Origin of the sequence: Micromonospora sp. WMMD1120, from assembly GCF_029626235.1 — a bacterium.
Classification (GTDB): Bacteria; Actinomycetota; Actinomycetes; order Mycobacteriales; family Micromonosporaceae; genus Micromonospora.
In genome coordinates this window covers 2264553-2285332 of the sequence record NZ_JARUBO010000005.1, presented here as the reverse complement: position 1 = coordinate 2285332, position 20780 = coordinate 2264553, and the positions used below count along the sequence as shown (strand labels likewise).

Here is a 20780-nt window from a genome sequence, read left to right as displayed (position 1 = left end):
GACTGTTCCGTTTACGGAACGACAGCGTGTAGCACGATAGCCGGGTGCCGCAGTCACCACCAGCCCGTCGCCCCGGCCTGGACGGCGATCCCGTCGTCATCGGCCGCCGGGTCCGCGCCCTGCGCGAGGAGCGGGGCATCTCGCTGTCCACACTGGCCCGGCTCGCCGGTGTCGGGAAGGCCACCCTCTCCGGCCTGGAGCACGGCACCCGTAACCCGACCCTGGACACGCTCTGGGCGGTCACCGCGCAGCTCGGCGTACCGTTCACCGCCCTGCTGACCGAGCCGACCGCCGGGCCGGTCGTGCACGGCACCGCGGTCACCGCCACCCTGCTGGAGGTGTTCGACGACACCGACGCGACCTACGAGCTGTACCGGATGCACGTCGCGCCCGGTGTCGTGCAGGCCTCCCCCGCCCACCAACCGGGCGTCACCGAACACGTCACCGTCTTCGCCGGGGTGCTACGGGCCGGGCCGGCCGACGCGCCGCTGACCGCCAGGCCCGGTGGTCACCTGCGGTGGGTGTCGGACGTGCCGCACACCTACGCGGCGGTCGGTGACGAGGAGGTCGCGGCGAGCCTGCTGCTGCGCTATCCACGCCACGCAGCGCCGACCGACCGGCGGCGAACCGTCGATCCGACGACGGAAATCGCAATCATTTCTGAGCCTTCGCCGGAGCCGTAGAGACGAATCCGGGTTGTTCTTGGCAAGCTTGACCCCATGACGCTGATCCTCCGCTCGGCCATCCTCAACGACATCGGCTTGGTCCGCACCAACAACGAGGATTCCGCCCTCGCCGGTGACCGCCTGATCGCCGTCGCCGACGGCATGGGTGGGCTCCCCGCGGGCGAGGTGGCGAGCGAGATCGTGATCCGGATCCTGGACGAGCTGGTCCCGCCCACCGACCCGGACGGCGCCGCCGACGCCCTGCGGGCCGTGGTCAGCACCGCCAACCAGCGCATCCACGCCGCCATCACCGTCGACCCGAGCCGGGACGGGATGGGCACCACGCTCACCGCGGCGCTGCTGGCCGGGGAGACCCTGGTGCTCGCCCAGGTCGGCGACTCCCGGTGCTACCTGCTGCGCGACGGGGAGCTGACCCAGCTCACCCGGGACGACACGTTCGTGCAGGCGCTCGTCGACCAGGGCACGCTCTCGCCCGAGCAGGCCCGCTACCACCCGCAGCGATCCCTGGTGACCCGGGCCGTGCAGGGCGCCGACACCCCACCGGCGGTCGGGGTGCTCACCGTGGTCGCCGGCGACCGGCTGCTGCTGTGCAGCGACGGGCTCTCCGACTACGTCGAGGACGAGGCGATAGCGGCGGCGCTGGGCATGTACGCCGATCGCCAGCAGTGCGGCGAGCAGTTGGTGAAGCTGGCTCACCACGCTGGCGCACCGGACAACGTCACTGTGGTGGTCTCCGACGTAATCGACCACTGAGGCGCGGCCGGGCCGCAGGGCATCGCCGGTGACAAATCGAGGCAATCCGGTTGCTGCGACCCGAACGGCGGGTTGAGATGGGCGAATGACCATCCGCCGGGTGATCGCCGACGATCGCCTCACCACCAGTTTCCCGCTGGCCGCGTACGCCTTCGAGTCGTCCCCGCTCAGCGCGGCGCGGACGGACCAGTTCCGCGACTACCTGCCCTACCAGCAGGGCAACACGACGCTAATGCTGGAGGAGGGCGGCGAGACGCGGGCCGCCGTCACGGCGATCCCGATGCGGCAGAACGTCCGTGGGGTGGTGCTGCCGATGGCCGGGGTGGCCGGGGTCGCCACCCATCCGCTGGCCCGCCGGCAGGGGCACGTCCGGACGTTGCTGCACCAGCTCCTCGACGAGATGCGTGACCAGGGGTTCCCGCTCAGCGCGCTGTACCCGTTCCGGCCCAGCTTCTACGCCCGCTTCGGCTACACCGGCCTGCCCAAGCCCCGCACGGTCACCTTCACACCGGCCGACCTGGGGTCGCTGCTGCGTGCCGAGCTACCCGGAGAGCTGGGCTGGGAGCGCATCTCGGCCGGCTACCCGGCGTGGCGGGCGTTCACCGAGCGCTGCCTCGCGCAGCGGCACGGCTTCTCGCTCTTCCCCGACTACCGGGACGTCGGCCTGCGGGACCGCGACGAGCACTGGCTGCTCACCGCCCGGGTGGACGGCGAGGTCACCGGCGCGATCACGTACCGCATCGACGACCACGGTGGCACGTTGCACGGCAACGAACTGCTCGCCACCGACCCGCTGGCCCGGATGCTGCTGTTGCAGTTCTTCGCCCGGCACGTCGACCAGGTCGAACGGGTCACCGTGCAGGTCCCGCCGGACGAGCTGCCGGAGCTGTGGCTGACCGACCTGGACGTGCACGTCGACGCGCGGGCCGGTCGACCCGGATCGTCCGCGCCGATGGCCCGGCTGCTGTCGGTGGACGCGCTACGCGGCCTGCCCTCCGGACCGGGCCGGGTACGCGTCGAGCTGACCGGGGACCGCTGGCTGACCGGCACCCACCTGCTGGACGGCACGACCGGCACGCTGGAGTTGGTCGACGACACCTCCGGCCCCGCGCCGACCGCCACGCTCACCGCGGCCGGGCTCTCCGCCCTGGCGTACGGGGTGCTGGACCCGGCCGAGCTGCCGTTGCACGGGCTTGGCGAGGTGCCGGCGGACGCGGCCGGCGAGCTACGCGGCATCTTCCCCCGCCAGGTGCCGTACCTCTTCACCGACTTCTGAGCACTCCTCGCGACAGGGTTTGCCGTGCCGGCGACGGTGGGTACGGTCCGGCGAATGCCGGAGTGGTTACAGGCGGGTGGGTGGGGACTGCTGGCCGGGTCGGCGCTGCTGGTCGGCGCGGCGGTCGGCTGGTTCGCCCGGGTGCCGCAGCGCGTCATCGCATCGATCATGGCGTTCGGGGCGGGGGTGCTGCTCTCCGCCGTGTCGTTCGAGTTGATCGCCGAGGCGCACGCGCGGGGCGGTCTGCTGCCCACCGCACTCGGTGCCGCCGGCGGCGCCCTCGTCTACACACTGGCCAACCTGGCGCTCGCCCGGCACGGCGCCCGGCACCGGAAGCGCTCCGGTGACCAGCAGCCCTCCGAGAAGGAGCAGCCCGGGTCCGGGTCGGCGATCGCCGTCGGGGCGCTGCTCGACGGCGTACCGGAATCGGTGGTGATCGGCGCGAGCCTGCTCAGCGGCGGCACGGTCAGCCTGGTCACGGTGGCGGCGGTCTTCTTGAGTAACGTCCCGGAGGGCCTGTCCAGCGCGGCCGGCATGCGCCAGGCCGGGCGGACCCGGCGGTACGTGTTCCTGCTCTGGACCGGGATCGCGGTGCTCAGCGGGGTGGCGGCGCTGCTCGGCAACACACTGCTGGGCGGCGCCCCGCCGGAGGTGCTGGCCGGGATCACGGCGCTGGCCGCCGGCGCGATCCTCGCGATGATCACCGACACCATGGTTCCCGAGGCGTTCGAGGACGCGCACCTGCTGGTCGGCCTGATCACCGTCGCCGGCTTCCTGACCGCGTTCGCGCTCTCGCACAGCTGACGGGCGGTCGGGCCGGCCCGGGGCTTTGACAGACGCCCTAGCATCACGGGGTGCGCCTGACGTCGCTTGCTGCCGTACTCGTCCTCGGTGTCGCCGCCGCGACCCTGCCCGCCTGCTCGTCCGACGACCCGGCGCCCTCGTTCCAGTCCGGTCCGTCCGCCGCAGCGACGGCCCCGACGACCGCCGACCAGAGCGCCGCGCCGGATGCCCGGGACGGCCTGGGCGGCCCCGGGGCCAGCGCGAGCCCGAAGCCGGCGGCCAAGGTGCTCGCGGCCGGCAACCCGAACGGCCGTGCCACGGTGCCGGCCGAGGCGCGGGCGGTGGACACCTCGAAGCCGACCCGGACCATCGGCACCGGCACCCCGGCGAGCTGCACCTCGGCGGCGGTCGTCAAGGCCGTCGCGGCCGGCGGCGTCATCGTGTTCAACTGCGGACCGGCCCCGGTGACGATCAAGATGACCGCCACCGCGAAGGTCCGCAACGCCAACGGGCCGAAGGTGGTGCTGGACGGCGGCGGCCGGGTCACGCTCAGCGGTCAGGGGCAGCGCCGCATCCTCTACATGAACACCTGCGACCAGGCCCAGGGCTTCACCACCTCGCACTGCCAGAACCAGGACCACCCGCAGCTCACCGTGCAGAACCTGACCTTCGCCGACGGCAACTCCACCGGCGAGAAGGTCGAGGGCGGCGGCGGTGGGGCGATCTTCGTACGCGGGGGCCGGTTCAAGGTGGTCAACTCACGCTTCGTCCGCAACCGCTGCGACCGTACCGGCCCGGACCTGGGCGGCGCGGCCATCCGGGTGCTCAGCCAACACGAGAACAAACCGGTGTACGTCGTGAGCAGCACCTTCGGCGGCGCGTCCGGCCAGGGCGGCTCCTGCTCCAACGGGGGCGCGCTGAGCAGCATCGGCGTCTCCTGGGTGGTGCTGAACAGCGTGTTCAGCCACAACGAGGCCATCGGCAACGGGGCCAACCCGGCCAAGTCCGGTACGCCCGGCGGCGGCAGCGGCGGCGCGATCTACTGCGACGGCAACGAGTTCACCGTCCGGCTCGCCGGCACGATCGTCGAGAACAACAGAGCGAACGAGGGCGGCGGCGCTGTCTTCTTCGTCAGCAACAACCGCACCGGCACTATGAAGATCGAAGACTCGACCCTGCGCCGCAATCCCAGCGGCAAGTTCGAGACCCGGGGCTTCCCCGGCATCTTCTTCCTGGGCGCCCGCAACCCCACGGTGACCGGCTCCAAGCTGTCCTGACGTCGCCGGCTCCCCGTCAGTAGGGGTTGCCCTCGCCCGGCGGGCGGGCCTTCAGCAGGCCGGCGGGACGACCGGGCAGGCTCGGCGCGCCGGACAGTGGCGGGCTGCCCGTGTGGTCGCCGTCGGCCATCCCGGCGAAGAGCTCCTGGAGCGCGGTCAGCGCTGTGGTCGTCGGCTGCCAACCCAGCTCGGTCTCCGCCCGTTCGCTGGACATCAGCGGCACGTTCAGCCCCAGCTCCACCCAACCCGCGTCCACCGGCTGCAACCGCGCCCGCCAGCTCAGCGCCGCCGCCGCCCGCAGCACCGGCGCGGCGACCGGCACCGTCCACCCGTGGAAGTGCCGGGCCACCAGCTCCGGAGTGAGCACCGGGTCCGCGGCGACATTGAAGGCGCCGCGCACATCACCCAACACCGCCCTGGTGTACGCGTCAGCGAGGTCGTCGGCGTGCACCGCCTGCACCCGCAACCTGCGGTTCGCCGGCACCAGCGGAATCCGACCGAAGCGCAGCAAGCGCACCGGGGCCAGCGGGCCGAGAAAATACCTGGTGATCTCCACACCGGCGGCCCGCTGGAAGACCAACCCGGGTCGCAGCCGCACCACCCGCAGCGCCGGATGCTCCCGCTCGACCCCGTCCAGCAGCGACTCCACCTCGGCCTTGTGCGCGCTGTACGACGAACCGGGCACCCCGGTGGCCGGCCACCGCTCGCTGACCGGGTGATCCTTCGGGCCGGGCGCGTACGTGCCGACCGACGAGGCGTACACGAGCGCCGGCACACCGGCCCGCAGCACCGCGTCGATCACCGCCCGACTGCCGTCGACGTTCGTCCGGCGCAGCACCCGCTGGTCGTGGCTGGGCTGGATCTGCCACGCCAGGTGCACCACCGCGTCCGCACCCGCGAACACCCCGGCGAGCCGCTCCGCCGCACCCGGCGCGCCGATGTCCTGGGAGTGCCACTCCACCTCGTCGTACGGCTCGCCGGCATCCGGACCCGGCAACCGTCGTACCACCCCGACCACCTGAACGTCCCGCTCGCGACGCAGCCGGCGCAGCAAGGCCGTGCCGACGTTGCCGCTGGCCCCCACCACCACGATCCGCATGCCGACCCCGTACCCGCCCAGCAGCGCCTCAACCGCCCACCCGCCCGGCGCGCGGCTCGCGCGGCTTGATCCACTCGACTTCCTGAAAGTCGGGGCATCCGAGCGGACCGGACAGCCCGAGTTCCTGAAACCCGAGTCGATCAAGGGCCGGAGTCCCGCACCCAGCCCCGCTTCTCCCCTCTCCCGCCGGCTGGTGGTGGCGGCCCGACCAGCCGCAGCCATCGACGACCGGCCGGAAGCCGAGCGCCGTCGGCGCTCACCGTCGGGTAACCTGAGCGCGCGGGCCGCTAGCTCAATGGCAGAGCTGTGGACTTTTAATCCATGGGTGTCGCCAAACGGCATCGGCATCCATCGAGGAGATGCGCGGGTTCACCTGCGGGGTTTCGCCCATTAGCCTGATGTCGAGCATCCTATGTGGAACCGGGCGCCTCGTGGGGTGCTCGTCTGTCCTGCATGCGGTTAAGTGTCGCCGAGGTGGACTGGGCGGTACGACAGCCGGATGCGGGTTCTGGCGATTCAGGCCGTCCGCTACAGAATGCTGCGCTGCGAATGACGGTGAGCGGCGGCCGGATGTGGTGATCCGGATCCATCGCCGGGATGACCCGGTCAGTGCGGTGACCGAGGACGACGCCGCCCGAAGCGCGGCGGCGTACCGAGGGTGCGGATCGGGGCGCCGCTGTTCGACCACGCGATGGATATAGGTGGCGGGCGGTGACAGGTCCACGCCCGGACACGTTCGCCCTGCTACCAGTCACACGGTGATCCCGTCCTCGTAAATCTCCTGCGCTGCACGGATTACAGACGCGGCCAGCAGCACCGCCACCACCGCGTTCTCCGCGGTGTAGTAGTTGGTATCGGCTTGGTGGACGGTTACGTGCCGGCTCAGCTTCGTTGGAGCCGGATCACCAGAGCTCGGAAACCACGCGGTGTAGAACATGCCAATTGGGGCTAACGCCGCACGCAGACGCACCTCGCCGACGGTCATCCCGTTCGGGTTGAACACCACCCGATCCTTCACAGCCTTGTACTTGCCGGGTATGGCTCGGGCCACCACGGTCTCCGTGACCACCACCGCCAGGGCCTGCGCCGCCTCGTGGTGGCCGTCCTCGGACGCGTCAACGGCCCGCCCTATCAGCGGCAGCTGGTTAATCAGTCGGGGGTGGGAGACGTCGGCGAGGACCTCACGGCAGTCCTCTACCACCTCGCCCCGATGGGACAGCAGCACCCCGATCCGGGCGTTCCTGTCAGTGGCGGCGAATAGCTCCTCCACGATTTCCCGCCGAGGCACCCAGACCAGCGGCAGCCCTTCGTTCTGAACGATGGTGGCCACCATGTGCCGGTCGATACCGGACGGCCAGTTGGGCGGCAGATAGCCCCGCAACTGGTCGAAGAGCCGGTCCAGCGTTGCCCGCAGGTCGCCGAACACGGTGGTGGTGGTGAGCCACCCCGATGTGTCCGGCTTGGGCACAAGATTGCCGGGCAGCTCGACCCGCAGCCTGTCTCGAAGCACGTCAGCAAGCGCGGTGAATGCAGGCGAGGTGGCGAACAGGTTGAACTTGGGCAGAGACACGCCGGCATCGCCGATGCCCTCTACCCGAATCGTCTCCTCGACTGGGTCATCTTGTTCGGTGGGCCCTGCCTGCTCGGTGGGGTCCTCCTGCCCGGTGGGGGCGTCCTTTTCCGGCAGGTCGTCAGGGGTGCGGTCGGGCAACGTCGCCCTCCTATGGTTGGGGCGGACTGGCCTGTCGGACAGCTATTCCCGGGGCCCGAGAGTCGATAAGCGTCCGGGGGACGCTACCAATCAGGAGTTGATGCCGGGCGTCGGCGGGGTAGGGCAGGCGTTGCCGGTCGAGTAGTTTTGCCAGCACAACCAGCAGGGCCTATACCGAGCCATCGAGCCGCGCCCGCGAGACCAGTTGGACGAACCGACCAAGCGCTCGACCAAAAGAAGAAGTGGTCACGTTGCATCGGTTGTTCGGCGCCTCGATGTGCTTGCTGGGCCACGGCGAGTGGCATCGCGCCGAGCTGGGGGTTATTGGTCATCAGATGCCAAAGTCGAATGTCAGCTGTTCGGCGACCAGTTCCTGGTCGATGTCATCGTCCTCAACCTCTTCGGGGCGCTCATCCTCGGCTGGGACAGCATATCGGGTGGCGAGGGCGGCAAGATGCAGAATGAGCGGCAGGCGCAGCGGCGCCGTACCGGCTTCAAGGCGCCGCTCACCCTCGGCCTCGCCGCTTCATCGCCCGCGCCAGTGGAAGCATTACCACCAGCGGGCGCAAGGTAGTGGGATGTAAGCTTGGCATCGTTAACGGTCAGCTTCGTATGCTTGCCGGATTTCCCGACCGTGCTGTAGAAAACAGTTGGCTTCGAAAGCGCTTGAGCGTCGAACGTCCAGAGCCCCTTGGAGAATCCAATTCTGTCGTCAGCTCCTGGAGCCCACCATTGAGCCGTCTCCAGCCGGTCGCTGGTGCATACGCGGGCGAACCGCAATTTCCTGCCATAAATCGAAGCACGCTGCGGTGGCGCTTCCCCGAAACCGATCTTGCCGTGAGCAATGTGGGCGTTTTGCATGGTCGGCCATCGGTAACGGATATTTGTTCCCAACGCCAAGATGAGGGTCGGGTCACCGCCGAACTGTCGGATGGTGGATCTGATGAAGCCGGCGAGCTCCGCTTGCTGCTCGGCTTCAGTTCGCGGCATGCCACTTGCGTCGATGCCGGCGAGGTAGAGAAGCAGCTCCGGATAGGAAACCCACTCGGTCATCCCGAGGGCCTTGCCGAGAATCTGCTTTTGGTGGGGGCGGATCAGCAGGGCAATGGGCGCGAACAGGGAGAACCGGTTTGTGTCATCGTCGCGTCGCTTGACCACCCAAAAGGCGAGCTGGGTAAGGTTGTCGGGTATACCTTCCGGCACGGTGTGAATTGGCAGGAAGCGTATGCCTAGCTGGCGGAACCCGTCTTCCCAGGCCGCCTCTGCTCGGTGATGATTGTTGCCCTCTTCCTCCTTCTTCGGCGCGTCCGCAGGCTCGATAAATTGGCTTACCATTCTGGCGTCGGCGCAGCCGAGTCGGATAGCGAATTTCGGATCGGTGGTTCGAACTTTGAAGCGGTCCTTGCCTTCGAGTTCGATGATGGCGAGGCGAGCGGTTTCTCCGGTGTTAGCCACCATCGCGTCGAGCGCAGCCTTGACCTGCTGGCGTCGCTGCGCAACCGCCTGGTCGTGGGTAGTGCCTTTTAGGACCTTGCCGCCGTCACCGAGTTCGCCGCCGATTGGCACTTGTCGTGCATGGACGCGGAGGGTGAAGTCGTCGGTGCGCCAGCGCCAGGACTCGTCACTGGTCCGGTGGCGGTGGCCGGCAAGGCCGAGGAGGTTCTCGACGCCGACGAGGAGCCGCTCACGCATGTCGGTGTCTTGGTAGAGAAGGAAGACGCACAAATCAGCTTCTGGCACGGCCGCCGCCAGGCGGGAGCGTCGTTCGATCGCGTTGCGGTGTTGGACGCATGAAGCCGCGGCAGGCGCACTTGTTGGTCGCCGACCGTCCGTCGCCCGTCACTCGGCGCAGTTACCGTAGCAGGCAACGTCCATGTGGGACAGGTAGCGAATCTCTTGCTTTATCAGTTCGGACTTGCTCCACCCGAGCCAGGGCCTCGGCCCTGCCTACCGCAGCCGTCTTAACGGGCCGATCCGCGGAATCATCAGGGTCGCGAAATGCTGAACGAGGCGACGAACCACCTCGGGATCGTGCAAGACCACGCCAACCTCCAGGTTGTCCGACAGGCCGCGGTCAGTCAGATTCGAGCTGCTGACCAAAGCGGTGGCGCTGTCCGCCGCGACAATCTTCGCGTGCATGGCCGGCCGGGAGGCACCAGCTGAGAATCGCGTGCGGGCGGGCCAATGCCAGAAGGTCGCCTGGCTGTCCAACTTCCGAAAGGCAGCAGACGCTCCGGACGAGCCGCGTAGCGTGCCCCCGTCCTCGGCCGAGCTTTCCAAAACGAGATCGACCTGCACGCCCCGGCTGGCGGCGGCCACCAGCTCGGCGACTACCTCCGGCACCCCATACGCGGCGAAGCTGACCACGAGCAATGAGGCTCGCGCGGCCCGGATCACCTCGATCACGACCGAGCTGGTTAACCGTACCGGTACGGCGGCGCTGATCGGTCCGCTAACAACCAGCTCGGCCCGGTGAGCCACGGCTTGTCGGTGTACGAGGGCGGCGGTTCGCAGCGCTAACGCGAGCGCGGCGCCGGGCAGGCCAAATGCCTCGGTACGCCATGCTGTGACCAGCCGTCGGGCGTGGGTGGCGATGGCGTAACCGGGCCGCGCGTCTATCAGGGCGGCCTCAACCGCCTCGTTCCCAGCATCCGCGTTGGACAGCACGTTGCACCAGGCCGCGAGGTGACCGTCGGGCAGGTCGGCAGCGATGTCGGCGACGATCTCCGCGAAGGCTTGATGACTCATCGCGCTCTGCGCCTCCTGGCGGCTCGTAGCAACGGGAGACGGCGACTCAGGTGGTGAAGAAGCCGCAGTGGTGGTCCGCCAGTGTGTCGACCAGCAGTGCCCGGTCCAGGTAGTGGTTACCTCGCTCGCACGAGGTCTCGGCGGCGAAGAGGCAGGCGTGACAGGCGGCCGCCGATAGCCGTCCGTGCACGGTTGGGTCGTGCTCGGCGCAGAGCGGATCAGAGCTGCACAGCCGGGCCGCCTCCAGGGCGCGCTCGATGAGCGGGCCGAGCCGATTCGCCCGGCCAAGGCTGACCAGGCCCCCGAGTGTGCCTTCGCTGTCTGGTGCGGCGGTGTAGAGCAGGACACCGGCGGTGGGGGTCTCACCGGGCCGGGCGTAGACCCGTTCAGCGATCCCGGCCGCGCTGTAGCCGCACTCCAACGCGAACTCACGGATCATGACATGCGCGAAGGTGTGCATCAGGACGTACCGCATGCCGGGCCACTGGCCGGGCGGGAGTTGCCGCTGAGCCCGCCACTTGTCGTGGGCTCGGATTAGGAGCTGTTCCCGGCGTTTCACTTCCGGCTGGTGTTCCCAGGCCACCATGCGTTCCTCGTCGAACCGCAGGAAGATACCCTCGCCGCGCATTTCGGCGCACGGCACCCATGTCGACTCTGTAACGGAGAGTGGAGCCCGGCGTCGGTCGGGGGTATCTAGGACGTCCCACTCGGGGGCGTCGATCCGAGTGAAGCCGTATAGGGCGGCGACCTCGCGGAGCCGGGGAACCAGGACGACCTGGCGCAGCCAGTCTCGATGCTGGGACGGCGCTAGCTCCGGGCGGGTGGTGAAGTCGGGCAGGTCCGTCGTGGTCCCGAGGGTGAATGCCCGCCATTCTGGGGTGAGCAGGTCGAGTTCGTCCTCGTCGTTGTCCGCGGATTCTTCGTCGGCGCGCCGCTGGATCGCCTCCCAGACTCGGTCCACGCCGTACGGCTCCAGCTCGGGCCAGCAGGTTTGGGTTGGCAGGATCATCTTGGCGGTCGCCGGGTCGAGCCCGGCCAGCAGCTGTAGCGTGGGCCAGAAATTGGCGACGACGTGGTCGACTGGGTGCTCGGCACGGGGGAGGCTGAACACCCGCAACTGCATGGCGAACCAGCTGTTCGTGGCACCGAGGGCGAGGGTCCGAGTCGCAGCGTCGCACCGCTCGTATGTGCCGAGGTGGGGGTGCCGGCCCCGGCAGGCGGGCAGATTTTGCTCTGCTTGGACGCCGATCGCGTCGGACATCGGCCGGGTCGCGCCGCAGCCGGCGGCGTCGCACGAGACGAAAATGTTGATGGTTTCACCGGTGCTGCCCCGCTCCGACAGCTTGAGGGAGTGACCGGCGCCCGGGTCGGTGCCGCGGTGGACGAAGTACGACCACGGGAAGTCGTCCAGGTGTCCGTTACCGCAGGCCAACACGAACCGGGCCGGCACTGCGGTGGGACGACTTCCCCCGTTGCCCCGGCAGGAGTGCACGTAGCGGACGCGGTCGGGCAGGACGGAGGGGAGTAGCTCGAAGAGCCCGGATTCGGCGGCCGCGAGTCGATTGCACCGGGTGTCGGAACAACGAAGCCACGTGGGGAAGAGGGCCACGGGCACGCCCACCCGCGCCCACTCGGCGAACGGGTCCGATGTCTCGGGTAGATGCGGGGGTAGCCGAAGCGTCTGTACCTGGTGGCCGAGCTTGGCCCGCATGGCTGACAACAGCCGGTCCTCGCTGATCGTGGTGGATCGCAACAGATCCCAGTGGTCCAAGCCGAGCATGGTCACCGACAGGCTGGGTAGGTCGGCGACCGATCCGACCCCATAGGTGTGCAGGAGTTGGTTGGGGCGCAGCGCCCCAACCCGGAGGCTGCGCTGTGGCTCGGTCATGAGGTGCCCGCCGAGGTGCTGCTGTTTGCCGTGGACGTGCCAGTGTCGCGCGGGAGGAATGGCGGAGGCGACTCCTCAACCACGCCGTTGATGAGCAATTGGAGCTGGATGCCAGGCTCGACGTCGCGCAATGAGGTGGGGCAGGTGGTTTGCCGCCACCGCCCTTCTTCAGGCCTATGCAGGAGGCCGGCTACGTCGTCGCTGCGGCGTGGCTTGTCGTACGCCAGGCGCCTGGCCGGGACACCGCGTTCTCGGGCCCATAGGTCGAGGCGGGCCTCGAGTTGCTCCTCAACACGGTGACGGGTGGCGTTGTCGGCGGCGACCGCGCTGCGCCGCTTCAGGAAGCGTACGACGTGGTCAGCGAGCTGGCTGTGCCGGTCGAAGTCTTGGGCGCGAAGGTTGGCGTTGTAAGCGCGTTCCAGGTCGCGGACCAGCGCCACCAACACCCCAGTAAGGCCCCGGTCGATGGCGCGTTCGGCGAATGGGGTGACCGAGAGCGCCTCGACGTGCCGGTAGACATTGGCGTGGAAGTAATCGAACCGCTCGTAGTGGGACAGGTCGCGGGGGCGCGCCCAGTTGAAGACGGTGAAGACGAGGCCGGGGGCGGCCCGGCCGACCCGACTGGTTGCCTGGATGTACTCGGCGGTCGATTTGGGCTGGTTGGCCACCACCATCACGCCGAGCCGCGGCACGTCGACCCCGACAGCGATCATGCTGGTGGCGAGCAGTACGTCGATCAGCGGTGGGCTGCCCTTGGCCCGTGTGCCGCTAAACCTTACGGCGAGCTGGTCCAACAGCGGCCGGATGCCGTCGGACGGCATTCGGGAGGTCAGCTCCTTGAGCAGCGGGTCGTAGCGGCGGGCCAGGCCACGCTCGTCAGCCCGGATGAGTCGGGTGGAGACGTCGTCCTCAACCAGCCGGCGCATGCCCCCAAGATCACGCAGGCTGTTGAAGTAGCCGACGAGGGTCATGTACGGGTCAGTAACCGGGTTTCGGCCGTACTTCTCGTGCAGTTTCTGGGCCGCGCCGAGCACCGACACGTAGACCCGGATCAGAGCGGACTTGATTCGGATGCCATGGGCGCAGATCCCGACGTACCGGCGGCCGGGGTGCCGCTCGGTCGTGCGCTGGCGGGCGAAGTAGCTGTCGCCGGCGTCCAGACCGGCCGGCGGGAAGACCTTGGTGTCGCGGTGGAATAGCGCCTCGATCTGGTGGTTGGCGCGGCGGACGGTGGCGGTGGAGGCAATCACCTTCGGGCGAGACCAATGTCCCGGCTGCGGCTCCCAGCTGGCCAGCCGATCCACTGCGGTCTCGTACAGCCCGACCAGAGAGCCGAGGGGCCCGGAGATCAGGTGCAACTCATCCTGAATGATGAGGTCCGGTGGCCGTAGTCGCGGGCAGTCGACGATCCGGGCCGGTGGTGCCCCGCCGCTCATCCGGTGGGTCGGCCGCTCCCACTCGGCCTGTTCGAGGTCTTCAGTCAGGTATCCGTGGCGTTCGCAGCGCCGGCTGACCCGGCCGAACAGGGCGGCGGTCTCGCCCTTCCACGGAAGTTGAGCGAACTTGTCCACGGTGGCGATCAGCAGCGCGGGCGGGTGGCGGTAGATCTCCTCGTCGACCACCAGGACCGGCAGCCCTTTTCGGTCCGCGGGCAACACGAATCCGCCGATCTCGCTGAACGGGCACTCGACGTACGGGCAGATCACAAGGGTGCGCCGGTAGACCGGCTCTACCGAGATGTCCCGACCGGCTTCGATCTTCGTGCCGCACCATGGGCAGGTGGTGAGCTGATGCGGGGAGCCTTGGCCCCGGGTCGCCATCCCTCGGCCTCGCCGTTGTTGAGCGAGCCAGTCCGCAGCGTCGTCGGTGTAGTTCGGAGTCACTCGCCCACCGACCCAGAGGCCGATTCGGAACGGTTCGCTGCCCCAGGTCGCCTCGTCGGCACGGCGCAGCGTCTCGGCGGCGCAGATGAGGGTGGCGGCCCGCTCGAACTGCTGGATGGTGAGCAGTCGCAGGGTATAGCGCATCAGTACGACCAGCCCCGCGTTGGCGTCCATTCCGGCGTAGGCGGGTTGGCGGCGGCGGACCGCGATGGTGAACGCGGTCAGGCCGAGGTATGCCTCAGTCTTACCACCACCAGTCGGGAACCAGAGAAGGTCGGCGATGGCCTTCGATCGGTCGTCGGTGCGCTCATCGTGTCGAGGGTCGGCTAGGGCTGGCAGATTGAGCAGGACGAAGGCTAACTGGAACGGCCGCCACCGGTGGTTGTCCGGCTTGTCTGCGGCGGTGACGGCGTGGTTCAGCGGCGTCTCCGGATTGTCGCGCCGATTGGCGGCGACGACGCTGTGTACCCGCTGGAGATACATGGCGCGATTGGCGAAGCCAAACGCTGCCCGGGCCACGGGGTCGGCGCCGAGCAGATCGATGCCAGCCTGGATTCGGTCGGCGGCGACGCCCGCCTCGCGCAACGCCTGCCGCACTTGTGTGCGATAGCCACCGAGCTGCCGTTCCGGATCACCGGCACTCGCCTCGTTCCGTGCGATCCAGGCCCGGTAGCCATCGACGAGCGGGCGCAGGGCTGTGCTCAACGCCTCGGCTGGGCCGTCCTCAGCCAACTCGGCGAGCCGTTTCATATCCAGCACCACGTCGGCCAGGTCCGGCAGGTCCGGGTCGTCCGCCGGATTGGGTACGTCGGTGAACGGCACTTCGTAGTCCGGCACTGTGCTGGTATGCACGATGTCGGCCCGACGCGGATCCGCCGGGGAGGGCTTGACGCGCACCGCCGTGCCGTGCCCGACCGCAAACTCCGGGTGGAAGCGATAGGCCATCGCCAGCCGGCGTCGCTCGGCCTGGTCGGCGGCGTCGCCGCCGGAGATCTGTTCGGGTCGAGGCACGAAGACCGGCCGTTCCCCGGCGCCGGTCGCCGACAGCTCGACCTGGAAGATCCACGGCGTGGCGTCCCTCTTGGCCGGGGCGGGCTGCCGATTCTCCAGGAAGAGCGAAACCAGCCACTGCCCGTCCAGTCGGCGAGCCCGACCGCGAACCACGACGGCCGGCTGCGTCGGGTCGATCGGTTCGGTGCGCAGTGACCCTTCCGTAAGCTGGACGACGATAGAGCCGCCCTGCCGGTACCGGCGCCAGACCCGGCGGCCGACGTGCTCCTCGCGCTCCGATGCGGTCCTCTCGTATCGGCCCCAAGCGGCCGTGACCTGTAGCTCCGTCACGTCCCCGGCGACGCAGGCAGTGAAGCCAAGCGCGGACGGGGTAAGGCTAGGCACGTTAGGTGCGCTCGGTTCGGCGTCGCCCTCGAGCAGATCCGGCGCCCCAGCCTCGGGGAGCTCATCCTGTGTTTCCGGATCGACGGAGACGCCGTTCGGTGCGAGTCGGCCCAGGATGTAGCGGTCGAGGGGATCCTCCCGGGTCGGGAACTCCTCGTCCAGGCCACCCAGGGGCCCGAGCAGGTCGTCCAGGACCAACTTCTGCAGCTCATCGCGGATCGCCTGCCCATCTGGTACGGCGAGCACGCCCTCCCCACTCATGCAGGCCACCGTAGCGGGTAGTTCGGACACGTGCGGTCAGCCAGATGAGCGGTGTCGGGCACCGGATGCCCCAGTCCGACGATCGCTAAGGCAGCTCGCCCTCTCCGATGGCCTCGATATAGGCGATCTGCCGATCGACCTCGCGCAGCAGGTTGGCGACGCCTCTGAGGCCGTCGTGCAACGCCTGTACGTCGAGGCGCTCGATGCCTGCGAGGGCGACCGTGCCGTTGGCGCGACGGTGGTAACGGAAATTTTGGCCATCCGGATCCAGCTCATGCAGCTGACGTAGCAATCGCTCGGCGTGGTCGAGGTCATCTGTCGGTTCGTGGAGCTGCGCCTCCTCGAGCTTGACGCGCACCTGCTTCCACAGCGGCATAAGCTCGTGTCCGCGGGCTGCAATGGCCGGCCCACCAAGGAATTCGTGCAGGTTGGACAATAAGGACTTCAGTAGGAGCTCAAGGTGGTGCCGCCAGCAGTTGGCGATCGGGTAGATGAGCACGTCGAGGTCCTCGCGGCGGGCTAGGGCGTGCTCGGCGAGAAGCTGCGCGGCCAGCCGGCAGCCCTCCATCCGGCCGAAAACGCTGGCGCGCTGCAGGTCCAGCCTGGCATGTCTCGCGGGATCGCCAGACGTTGCGAGCAGGTCCTGCTCCTCGGTTGGGAATAGGTAGTCATCCAACTCGAAGTCTTCTAGCCCAACTGGGGTCGCATGCTGGTCAGTCACGAACCACCTCCACGGATGACATCGTCTCCCGCCAGCGCCTCTGGTTCTTCCGAATATTGTTTGCCCCGGCCGGCATCCTGAGATGACTTGCACTGCCCGCCGCTAGAGCTGCCTCGGCATGCGGCGTTACCTCAAGTCCATGCGGGCGACGGCTGTGCCGCCCTGTGGCCTGTCCAGAGCTCAGAACAGGGCGTCGGGCAGCGGAAAGAGGCCGCCGTCGAAGGCGGTTGCCGCCTGGGCTGAGCTTTCCGCCGGGCGGGCACGGGGGACGGCTGCCCTCTGCTTGTGCGACTTGCGTCGGGTTCCGGAGTGACTCCGCTGTTCCTCGGCGTGGCGCTGATGATTGAGTTCGAGCAGCAGGTCGAGCATGTCGACCTGAACGGTGGGATCGATGGTGAAGCGCTTGCCCTGACGGGTGTCGTGGAAGCCGTGACCAAGCGCCAAATCCGACCAGCCGTACGCCTCCGCTACGGCCTCGTCAATCTCGACGTGAATCTCTCGCAGCTGCCGGATCTCCGAGTCGGTCACCCGCTCGTCGTGGACTTGGTTGTATAGCCGAGTAAGCCCCAACCCGCGCCCCTCCATAACCGCCCGCCGGTGCGATTCAAACTCCGCGCCGATTTGCTCCAATCGCGTACTCAGTTCGGGCTGGGGAAAGGTCTCGAATCCATCAGTGGGTGTGTAGCGAAGGCGAGTCTCCAAGCTTGACTCGCCTTTGGTTGTCCACCAGCCGAAGTGAAAGCTGCTGGAGAGGAGGGCCAGGTCGCTCGCCCGATCCGTGGCAAATACACCAAGCGTCTGGGAAAAGACTTGCCCCGTCGGCACGAACACTGGCAGTCCGGTCTTACTAAGAAGGCCAATGACGAGGACTCGGTCGAGCCCTCGTATTGCCTCCAACAATTCAGCTCGCCTTCGCCAATACAACCACCACCTATCCATTAGGCCAGCATACGTCCGGGGATTCTTTTTCTCGCGATCCGGCTTAACGCGTTGTTCGACGATGTCAAAGCAGTCGGCGTAGCGCTGCGCCTTCTCAATTGGCCAATCATGGAAATCGATGACCCAGCGGCTGGCCGTGCGGTTCGGGAGGGAGTTAATGTCTTCGCCGCTGAGGAATGGGAAGACAACCTCCTGGTTGCGCGGATCCTTACTGATAATGGCCTGAGCCTCGTCCGGCTTCAAGAGGAATCCGTCGCCCAGGATAATTGAGCCTTGGAAGCACCGGCCTGTGTTGGCGGCCAATCGGTAGGCGTTGCCCGTTACGCGCGATTCAGCGTCAAGGGATGGCGTGATTCCGCGTACCTTACGGCCGTCGAGGACGCGTGCTTCCTTGCTGGTAGCGTGACCGACCCAGAGCAGGGACACCTCCAGCGACGCCGTTCCCGGCCAGGGCTGAGATTTGTTAGCGCGATAAATATTCCAGCCCATGTCGACTACCTGGTCGAGCCCGACCTCGCGGGTATCGCCCTGAGCGATCGTGTTGGTGGCGATAATGCCGACTCGGCCCTGCCGCGCGACGCTCAGATTCCGCAGCAGGAAGTACGAGCACAGGTCGGCATTCCCCGGCTTATCACGGGCGATCCGCTGCTTCAGATACTCCCTCAGGTCAACTCCGAGCGCGCCACTGACCCGCTTGCCGCCAATGAAGGGTGGGTTGCCGACGACAGCGTCAAAACCCGACCGGTTGACCACCTCGGGGAACTCCAGCGGCCAGTGCAGCGGCCGGACCGGCACCGCCCGCTGACCACGCAGCCAGCCGTCGATCGTCTCGGCAAGCTGCCGCTCCAGCACGGATGATCCTGTCGAGCCGGCCAGTACGGCATACACGTCGTCGCTGATCGCGGTGAGACGGCCGTCGTACTTGAACTCCGGATCGTCGGAGTCGTCGGCCGAGTCCCACGGCCGGCGCTGCGGGCGTACGGCGGTGGAGAGCGCGGCACCGACCACCGCGTCGGCGGCGAGCCGCAAGTTCTCGCCGATCGCCTCGGCCTGGGCAAGCTTTGCGGACTTGTCGGCGGCGTCCCGAGGGTCCTCGACCACGGTGGACTCGATCGACTCGCGCAGCTCGGTCATCTCCGCGATTAGCTCGTGGAGGCGTTCGCCGATCGGGGCGAAGGCCCGATTGTTCCGCCAGCGCCCCTCCTTCGGGTCGAGATGGAAGGCGGTGAGCTGGTCGAGCGAGGTGATTCCGACCAGTGAGTCGCCGCATCGCAGGGCGTGGTCGAGGAAGCCGAAAGGCCTGCCCTTGGCCAGGGTGACCAGCCACAGCGACAGCTTCGCCAGTTCCACCGCCATGTCGTCGCGGTCCACGCCGTACAGGCAGCGGGCGGCCACCTTCCGGCGTGCGGCAAGGAGCAGGTCATCTCGGGTGCCGTCGGCGCCGACCTGCTCGGCCACGTCGACCGGGATACCGTCTCGCTCCCAGGCCCGCACTACCACCTCGGCCAGGTAACGGCAGGCCGAGACCAGGAACGCCCCGGAGCCCATAGCTGGGTCGATCACCTTGAGGTTCAGCAGCTCGTCGGCGGTCTTGGCCCGCCACACCCCCTCCTCGACGACCCCTTGCGTCGGGCCGGGGGCGAAGCAGAGCGGGGCCAGCGTGTGCCGGACGACCTCGTCGGCCAGCTCGCGCGGGGTGTAGTGGGTGCCAGTGGCTCTCCGGTCGCCGAACTGCGTGAACAGCACCGAGCCGGCCGGGAAGACCGTGGGCAGGCCGCGCAGGTCGGTTCGGAGCAGGCCCCAGAGCGGGCGTACCCGTTCGGCCAGACTTGCGTCGTTGTCGCAGGCCGCGTGTAGCGCGGCCAGCTCGTGTGGGGTGGGGGTGACGCCCCGTGCCTTCGCCAGCTGCTTGGGGGTGATGTCGCACTGCGCGACAAGCCAGCCGCGCAACGCTTCCTCACCCTCGGTGGCGCGCTCCTCCAGCTCCTCCAGCGCCAGTTCTGGCTCGCGCTTACCGATCAGACCGAGGTGCGGACGGTCCACCCGGACGCAGGAGAACTCCAGCAGGCCCTCGTAGACATGCCCGATCTGCTCCACGTCCAGGCTTGAGTAGCTGAGCTGCTCGGCCGCCTTGCCGCCACGGTGCCGCAGCACCAGCAGCGCGTCCAGCACCTCGTAGACGACCCGATCGGTGACCGCCGCCTGAGCCAGCCAAGGAAACCGGTTCGGAGCGAACAGCGAGCCGCTGTGCGCCGGGATCCGCAGATCAGGGTGTTCGCAGCCGCCGTGCACGGCGGCAAAGAGGGCAAGCAGCCGAGGCCAAGCGGCGCTACGTCGGTCGGTGACCTCGTCGCCGTGCAGATCCCGCACTGCCCGAAGCTGGCCATATAGGGTCGACGCCGCGTACGCCTGCGCGTACAGCGGGTCGGTCACCGGCAGCAGCCGCCGTTCCTCCGCGTAGAGCAGGAAAACTAGCCGCATCAGTACTGTCAGGGAACCCCGGTAGATCTCCCGGTCGCTGACACCGGCTAGCAGTGCGCCGCCGGACTCCCGGTCGAGCCGGGCGAGTTCGCCGACGAAGAGCTCCACCGCCTGGCGGACTTGGTCGCCGAGCGTAGCGGTGACCTGGGTCAGCGCCTCGGCGCTGCGGGCGAACAGCCCAGCGAGGCTGGCCGATGCGGTGCCGTCCGGATTGGTTGGCGGGGTTAGTACCCGCGGCGCGGCGAGCAGCGTGGCGAAGGCCCGCAGCAGCGCCGGCTCCTCGAGCCAGAGGTCCGCATCGAAGACGGCGATGCCGGTGGACTCGCCGGGCCTCGCGTGCACCAATGCCCAGTGCTGCCCGTTCGTCAGCAGCGCCAGCGGCACTCGGGTGTCCCGGCACAGCTGCGCGGCCTGCTCGGTAAGGGCCGGCCGATCGCCACGCGCCGTCGTCAGTGAGGTGCCCGTGGGGTAGCGGTAGACGTAAAGCCGGCCCGTCCGGCCGCCGCCGGGCTGCGGGCCTGAGATCACCACGTCTGGTCGGAACCCGGCGGCGAGCACGTCGGCCGGCAAGCTGGTGCCATCGGTACGCGCAGCCGCCGGGTAACGGACCAGCTCGCCGAGAATCACTTCGAACCAGGCCGGCCCGAGCAGGTCCGGCGCGTCCTGCACTTCGCCCCAGGCCCGACGGATCCGATCTCGCACCTCGTCGGGCACGGTGTCCAGGCCGTGCGGTAGGGCCTCGGCCAGCACCGGCACGGTCAGGAACGGGCCGTCCGGGCGGAGTAGGCCGAGCCACTCGGCGTGCTGCTCGGCAGTGGTCGGCACATGCGGTCGAGGCGAGCGGCCGGCGTGACCGGTCGGGCCCGATCGGGCGCCGGC

13 protein-coding genes are annotated in these 20780 nt (G+C 68.5%); 5 read left to right on the top strand and 8 right to left on the bottom strand.

Annotation, left to right across the window (positions count from 1 at the left end; genetic code table 11):
* The first annotated feature begins 44 nt into the window (after positions 1–44).
* The 5 genes from O7634_RS10810 (at position 45) to O7634_RS10790 (ending at position 4775) form a co-directional block, all read left to right on the top strand.
* Complete coding sequence (locus tag O7634_RS10810; RefSeq protein WP_278149997.1) at positions 45–683, top strand: XRE family transcriptional regulator; 639 nt, start codon at positions 45–47, stop codon at positions 681–683.
* Positions 684–719: 36 nt separating this feature from the next.
* Positions 720–1439 carry a PP2C family serine/threonine-protein phosphatase gene (locus O7634_RS10805; RefSeq protein WP_278149996.1) on the top strand — a complete coding sequence of 240 codons (720 nt, stop codon included), beginning with the start codon at positions 720–722 and terminating at the stop codon, positions 1437–1439.
* Positions 1440–1524: 85 nt separating this feature from the next.
* Positions 1525–2715: a GNAT family N-acetyltransferase gene (locus tag O7634_RS10800; RefSeq protein ID WP_278149995.1), complete on the top strand. Its 1191-nt coding sequence runs from the start codon at positions 1525–1527 to the stop codon at positions 2713–2715.
* A 54-nt stretch (positions 2716–2769) separates the two neighbouring features.
* Positions 2770–3519, top strand: coding sequence for a ZIP family zinc transporter (locus tag O7634_RS10795; protein WP_278149994.1), 750 nt, complete (start codon positions 2770–2772; stop codon positions 3517–3519).
* A 50-nt stretch (positions 3520–3569) separates the two neighbouring features.
* Positions 3570–4775: a hypothetical protein gene (locus O7634_RS10790; RefSeq protein ID WP_278149993.1), complete on the top strand. Its 1206-nt coding sequence runs from the start codon at positions 3570–3572 to the stop codon at positions 4773–4775.
* Positions 4776–4791: 16 nt separating this feature from the next.
* Here O7634_RS10790 and O7634_RS10785 read toward each other — a convergent pair whose 3' ends face one another.
* The 8 genes from O7634_RS10785 to O7634_RS10750 form a co-directional block, all read right to left on the bottom strand.
* Positions 4792–5874: an NAD-dependent epimerase/dehydratase family protein gene (locus O7634_RS10785; protein ID WP_278149992.1), complete on the bottom strand. Its 1083-nt coding sequence runs from the start codon at positions 5872–5874 to the stop codon at positions 4792–4794.
* A gap of 751 nt (positions 5875–6625) precedes the next feature.
* Positions 6626–7585 carry a hypothetical protein gene (locus O7634_RS10780; RefSeq protein ID WP_278149991.1) on the bottom strand — a complete coding sequence of 320 codons (960 nt, stop codon included), beginning with the start codon at positions 7583–7585 and terminating at the stop codon, positions 6626–6628.
* Positions 7586–7936: 351 nt separating this feature from the next.
* Positions 7937–9277, bottom strand: a complete 1341-nt coding sequence (locus O7634_RS10775; RefSeq protein ID WP_278149990.1) for an RNaseH domain-containing protein — start codon at positions 9275–9277, stop codon at positions 7937–7939.
* Positions 9278–9532: 255 nt separating this feature from the next.
* Entirely contained in the window at positions 9533–10333 is an 801-nt protein-coding gene (gene drmC / locus O7634_RS10770) for a DISARM system phospholipase D-like protein DrmC (protein ID WP_278149989.1), read from the bottom strand.
* A gap of 46 nt (positions 10334–10379) precedes the next feature.
* The gene (locus O7634_RS10765) at positions 10380–12221 is read right to left on the bottom strand and encodes a DUF1998 domain-containing protein (RefSeq protein ID WP_278149988.1); all 1842 of its coding nucleotides are present in this window, start codon (positions 12219–12221) and stop codon (positions 10380–10382) included.
* On the bottom strand, positions 12218–15760 hold the full coding sequence (gene drmA, locus O7634_RS10760) for a DISARM system helicase DrmA (protein WP_278149987.1): 3543 nt from the start codon (positions 15758–15760) through the stop codon (positions 12218–12220). Before drmA ends, O7634_RS10765 begins: the two co-directional genes overlap by 4 nt.
* Positions 15761–15845: 85 nt before the next feature.
* Entirely contained in the window at positions 15846–16481 is a 636-nt protein-coding gene (locus O7634_RS10755) for a hypothetical protein (protein ID WP_278149986.1), read from the bottom strand.
* Positions 16482–16661: 180 nt separating this feature from the next.
* Positions 16662–20726, bottom strand: coding sequence for a DNA methyltransferase (locus tag O7634_RS10750; protein WP_278149985.1), 4065 nt, complete (start codon positions 20724–20726; stop codon positions 16662–16664).
* Positions 20727–20780: the final 54 nt, after the last annotated feature.

Excerpts from the sequence above, each read along its gene's own strand:
- O7634_RS10805 (WP_278149996.1), top strand. The coding sequence starts at position 720 with ATGACGCTGATCCTCCGCTCGGCCATCCTCAACGACATCGGCTTGGTC.
- O7634_RS10800 (WP_278149995.1), top strand. The coding sequence starts at position 1,525 with ATGACCATCCGCCGGGTGATCGCCGACGATCGCCTCACCACCAGTTTC.
- O7634_RS10795 (WP_278149994.1), top strand. The coding sequence starts at position 2,770 with ATGCCGGAGTGGTTACAGGCGGGTGGGTGGGGACTGCTGGCCGGGTCG.
- O7634_RS10785 (WP_278149992.1), bottom strand. The coding sequence starts at position 5,874 with ATGCGGATCGTGGTGGTGGGGGCCAGCGGCAACGTCGGCACGGCCTTG.
- O7634_RS10775 (WP_278149990.1), bottom strand. The coding sequence starts at position 9,277 with ATGCGTGAGCGGCTCCTCGTCGGCGTCGAGAACCTCCTCGGCCTTGCC.
- drmC (WP_278149989.1), bottom strand. The coding sequence starts at position 10,333 with ATGAGTCATCAAGCCTTCGCGGAGATCGTCGCCGACATCGCTGCCGAC.
- O7634_RS10765 (WP_278149988.1), bottom strand. The coding sequence starts at position 12,221 with ATGACCGAGCCACAGCGCAGCCTCCGGGTTGGGGCGCTGCGCCCCAAC.
- drmA (WP_278149987.1), bottom strand. The coding sequence starts at position 15,760 with ATGAGTGGGGAGGGCGTGCTCGCCGTACCAGATGGGCAGGCGATCCGC.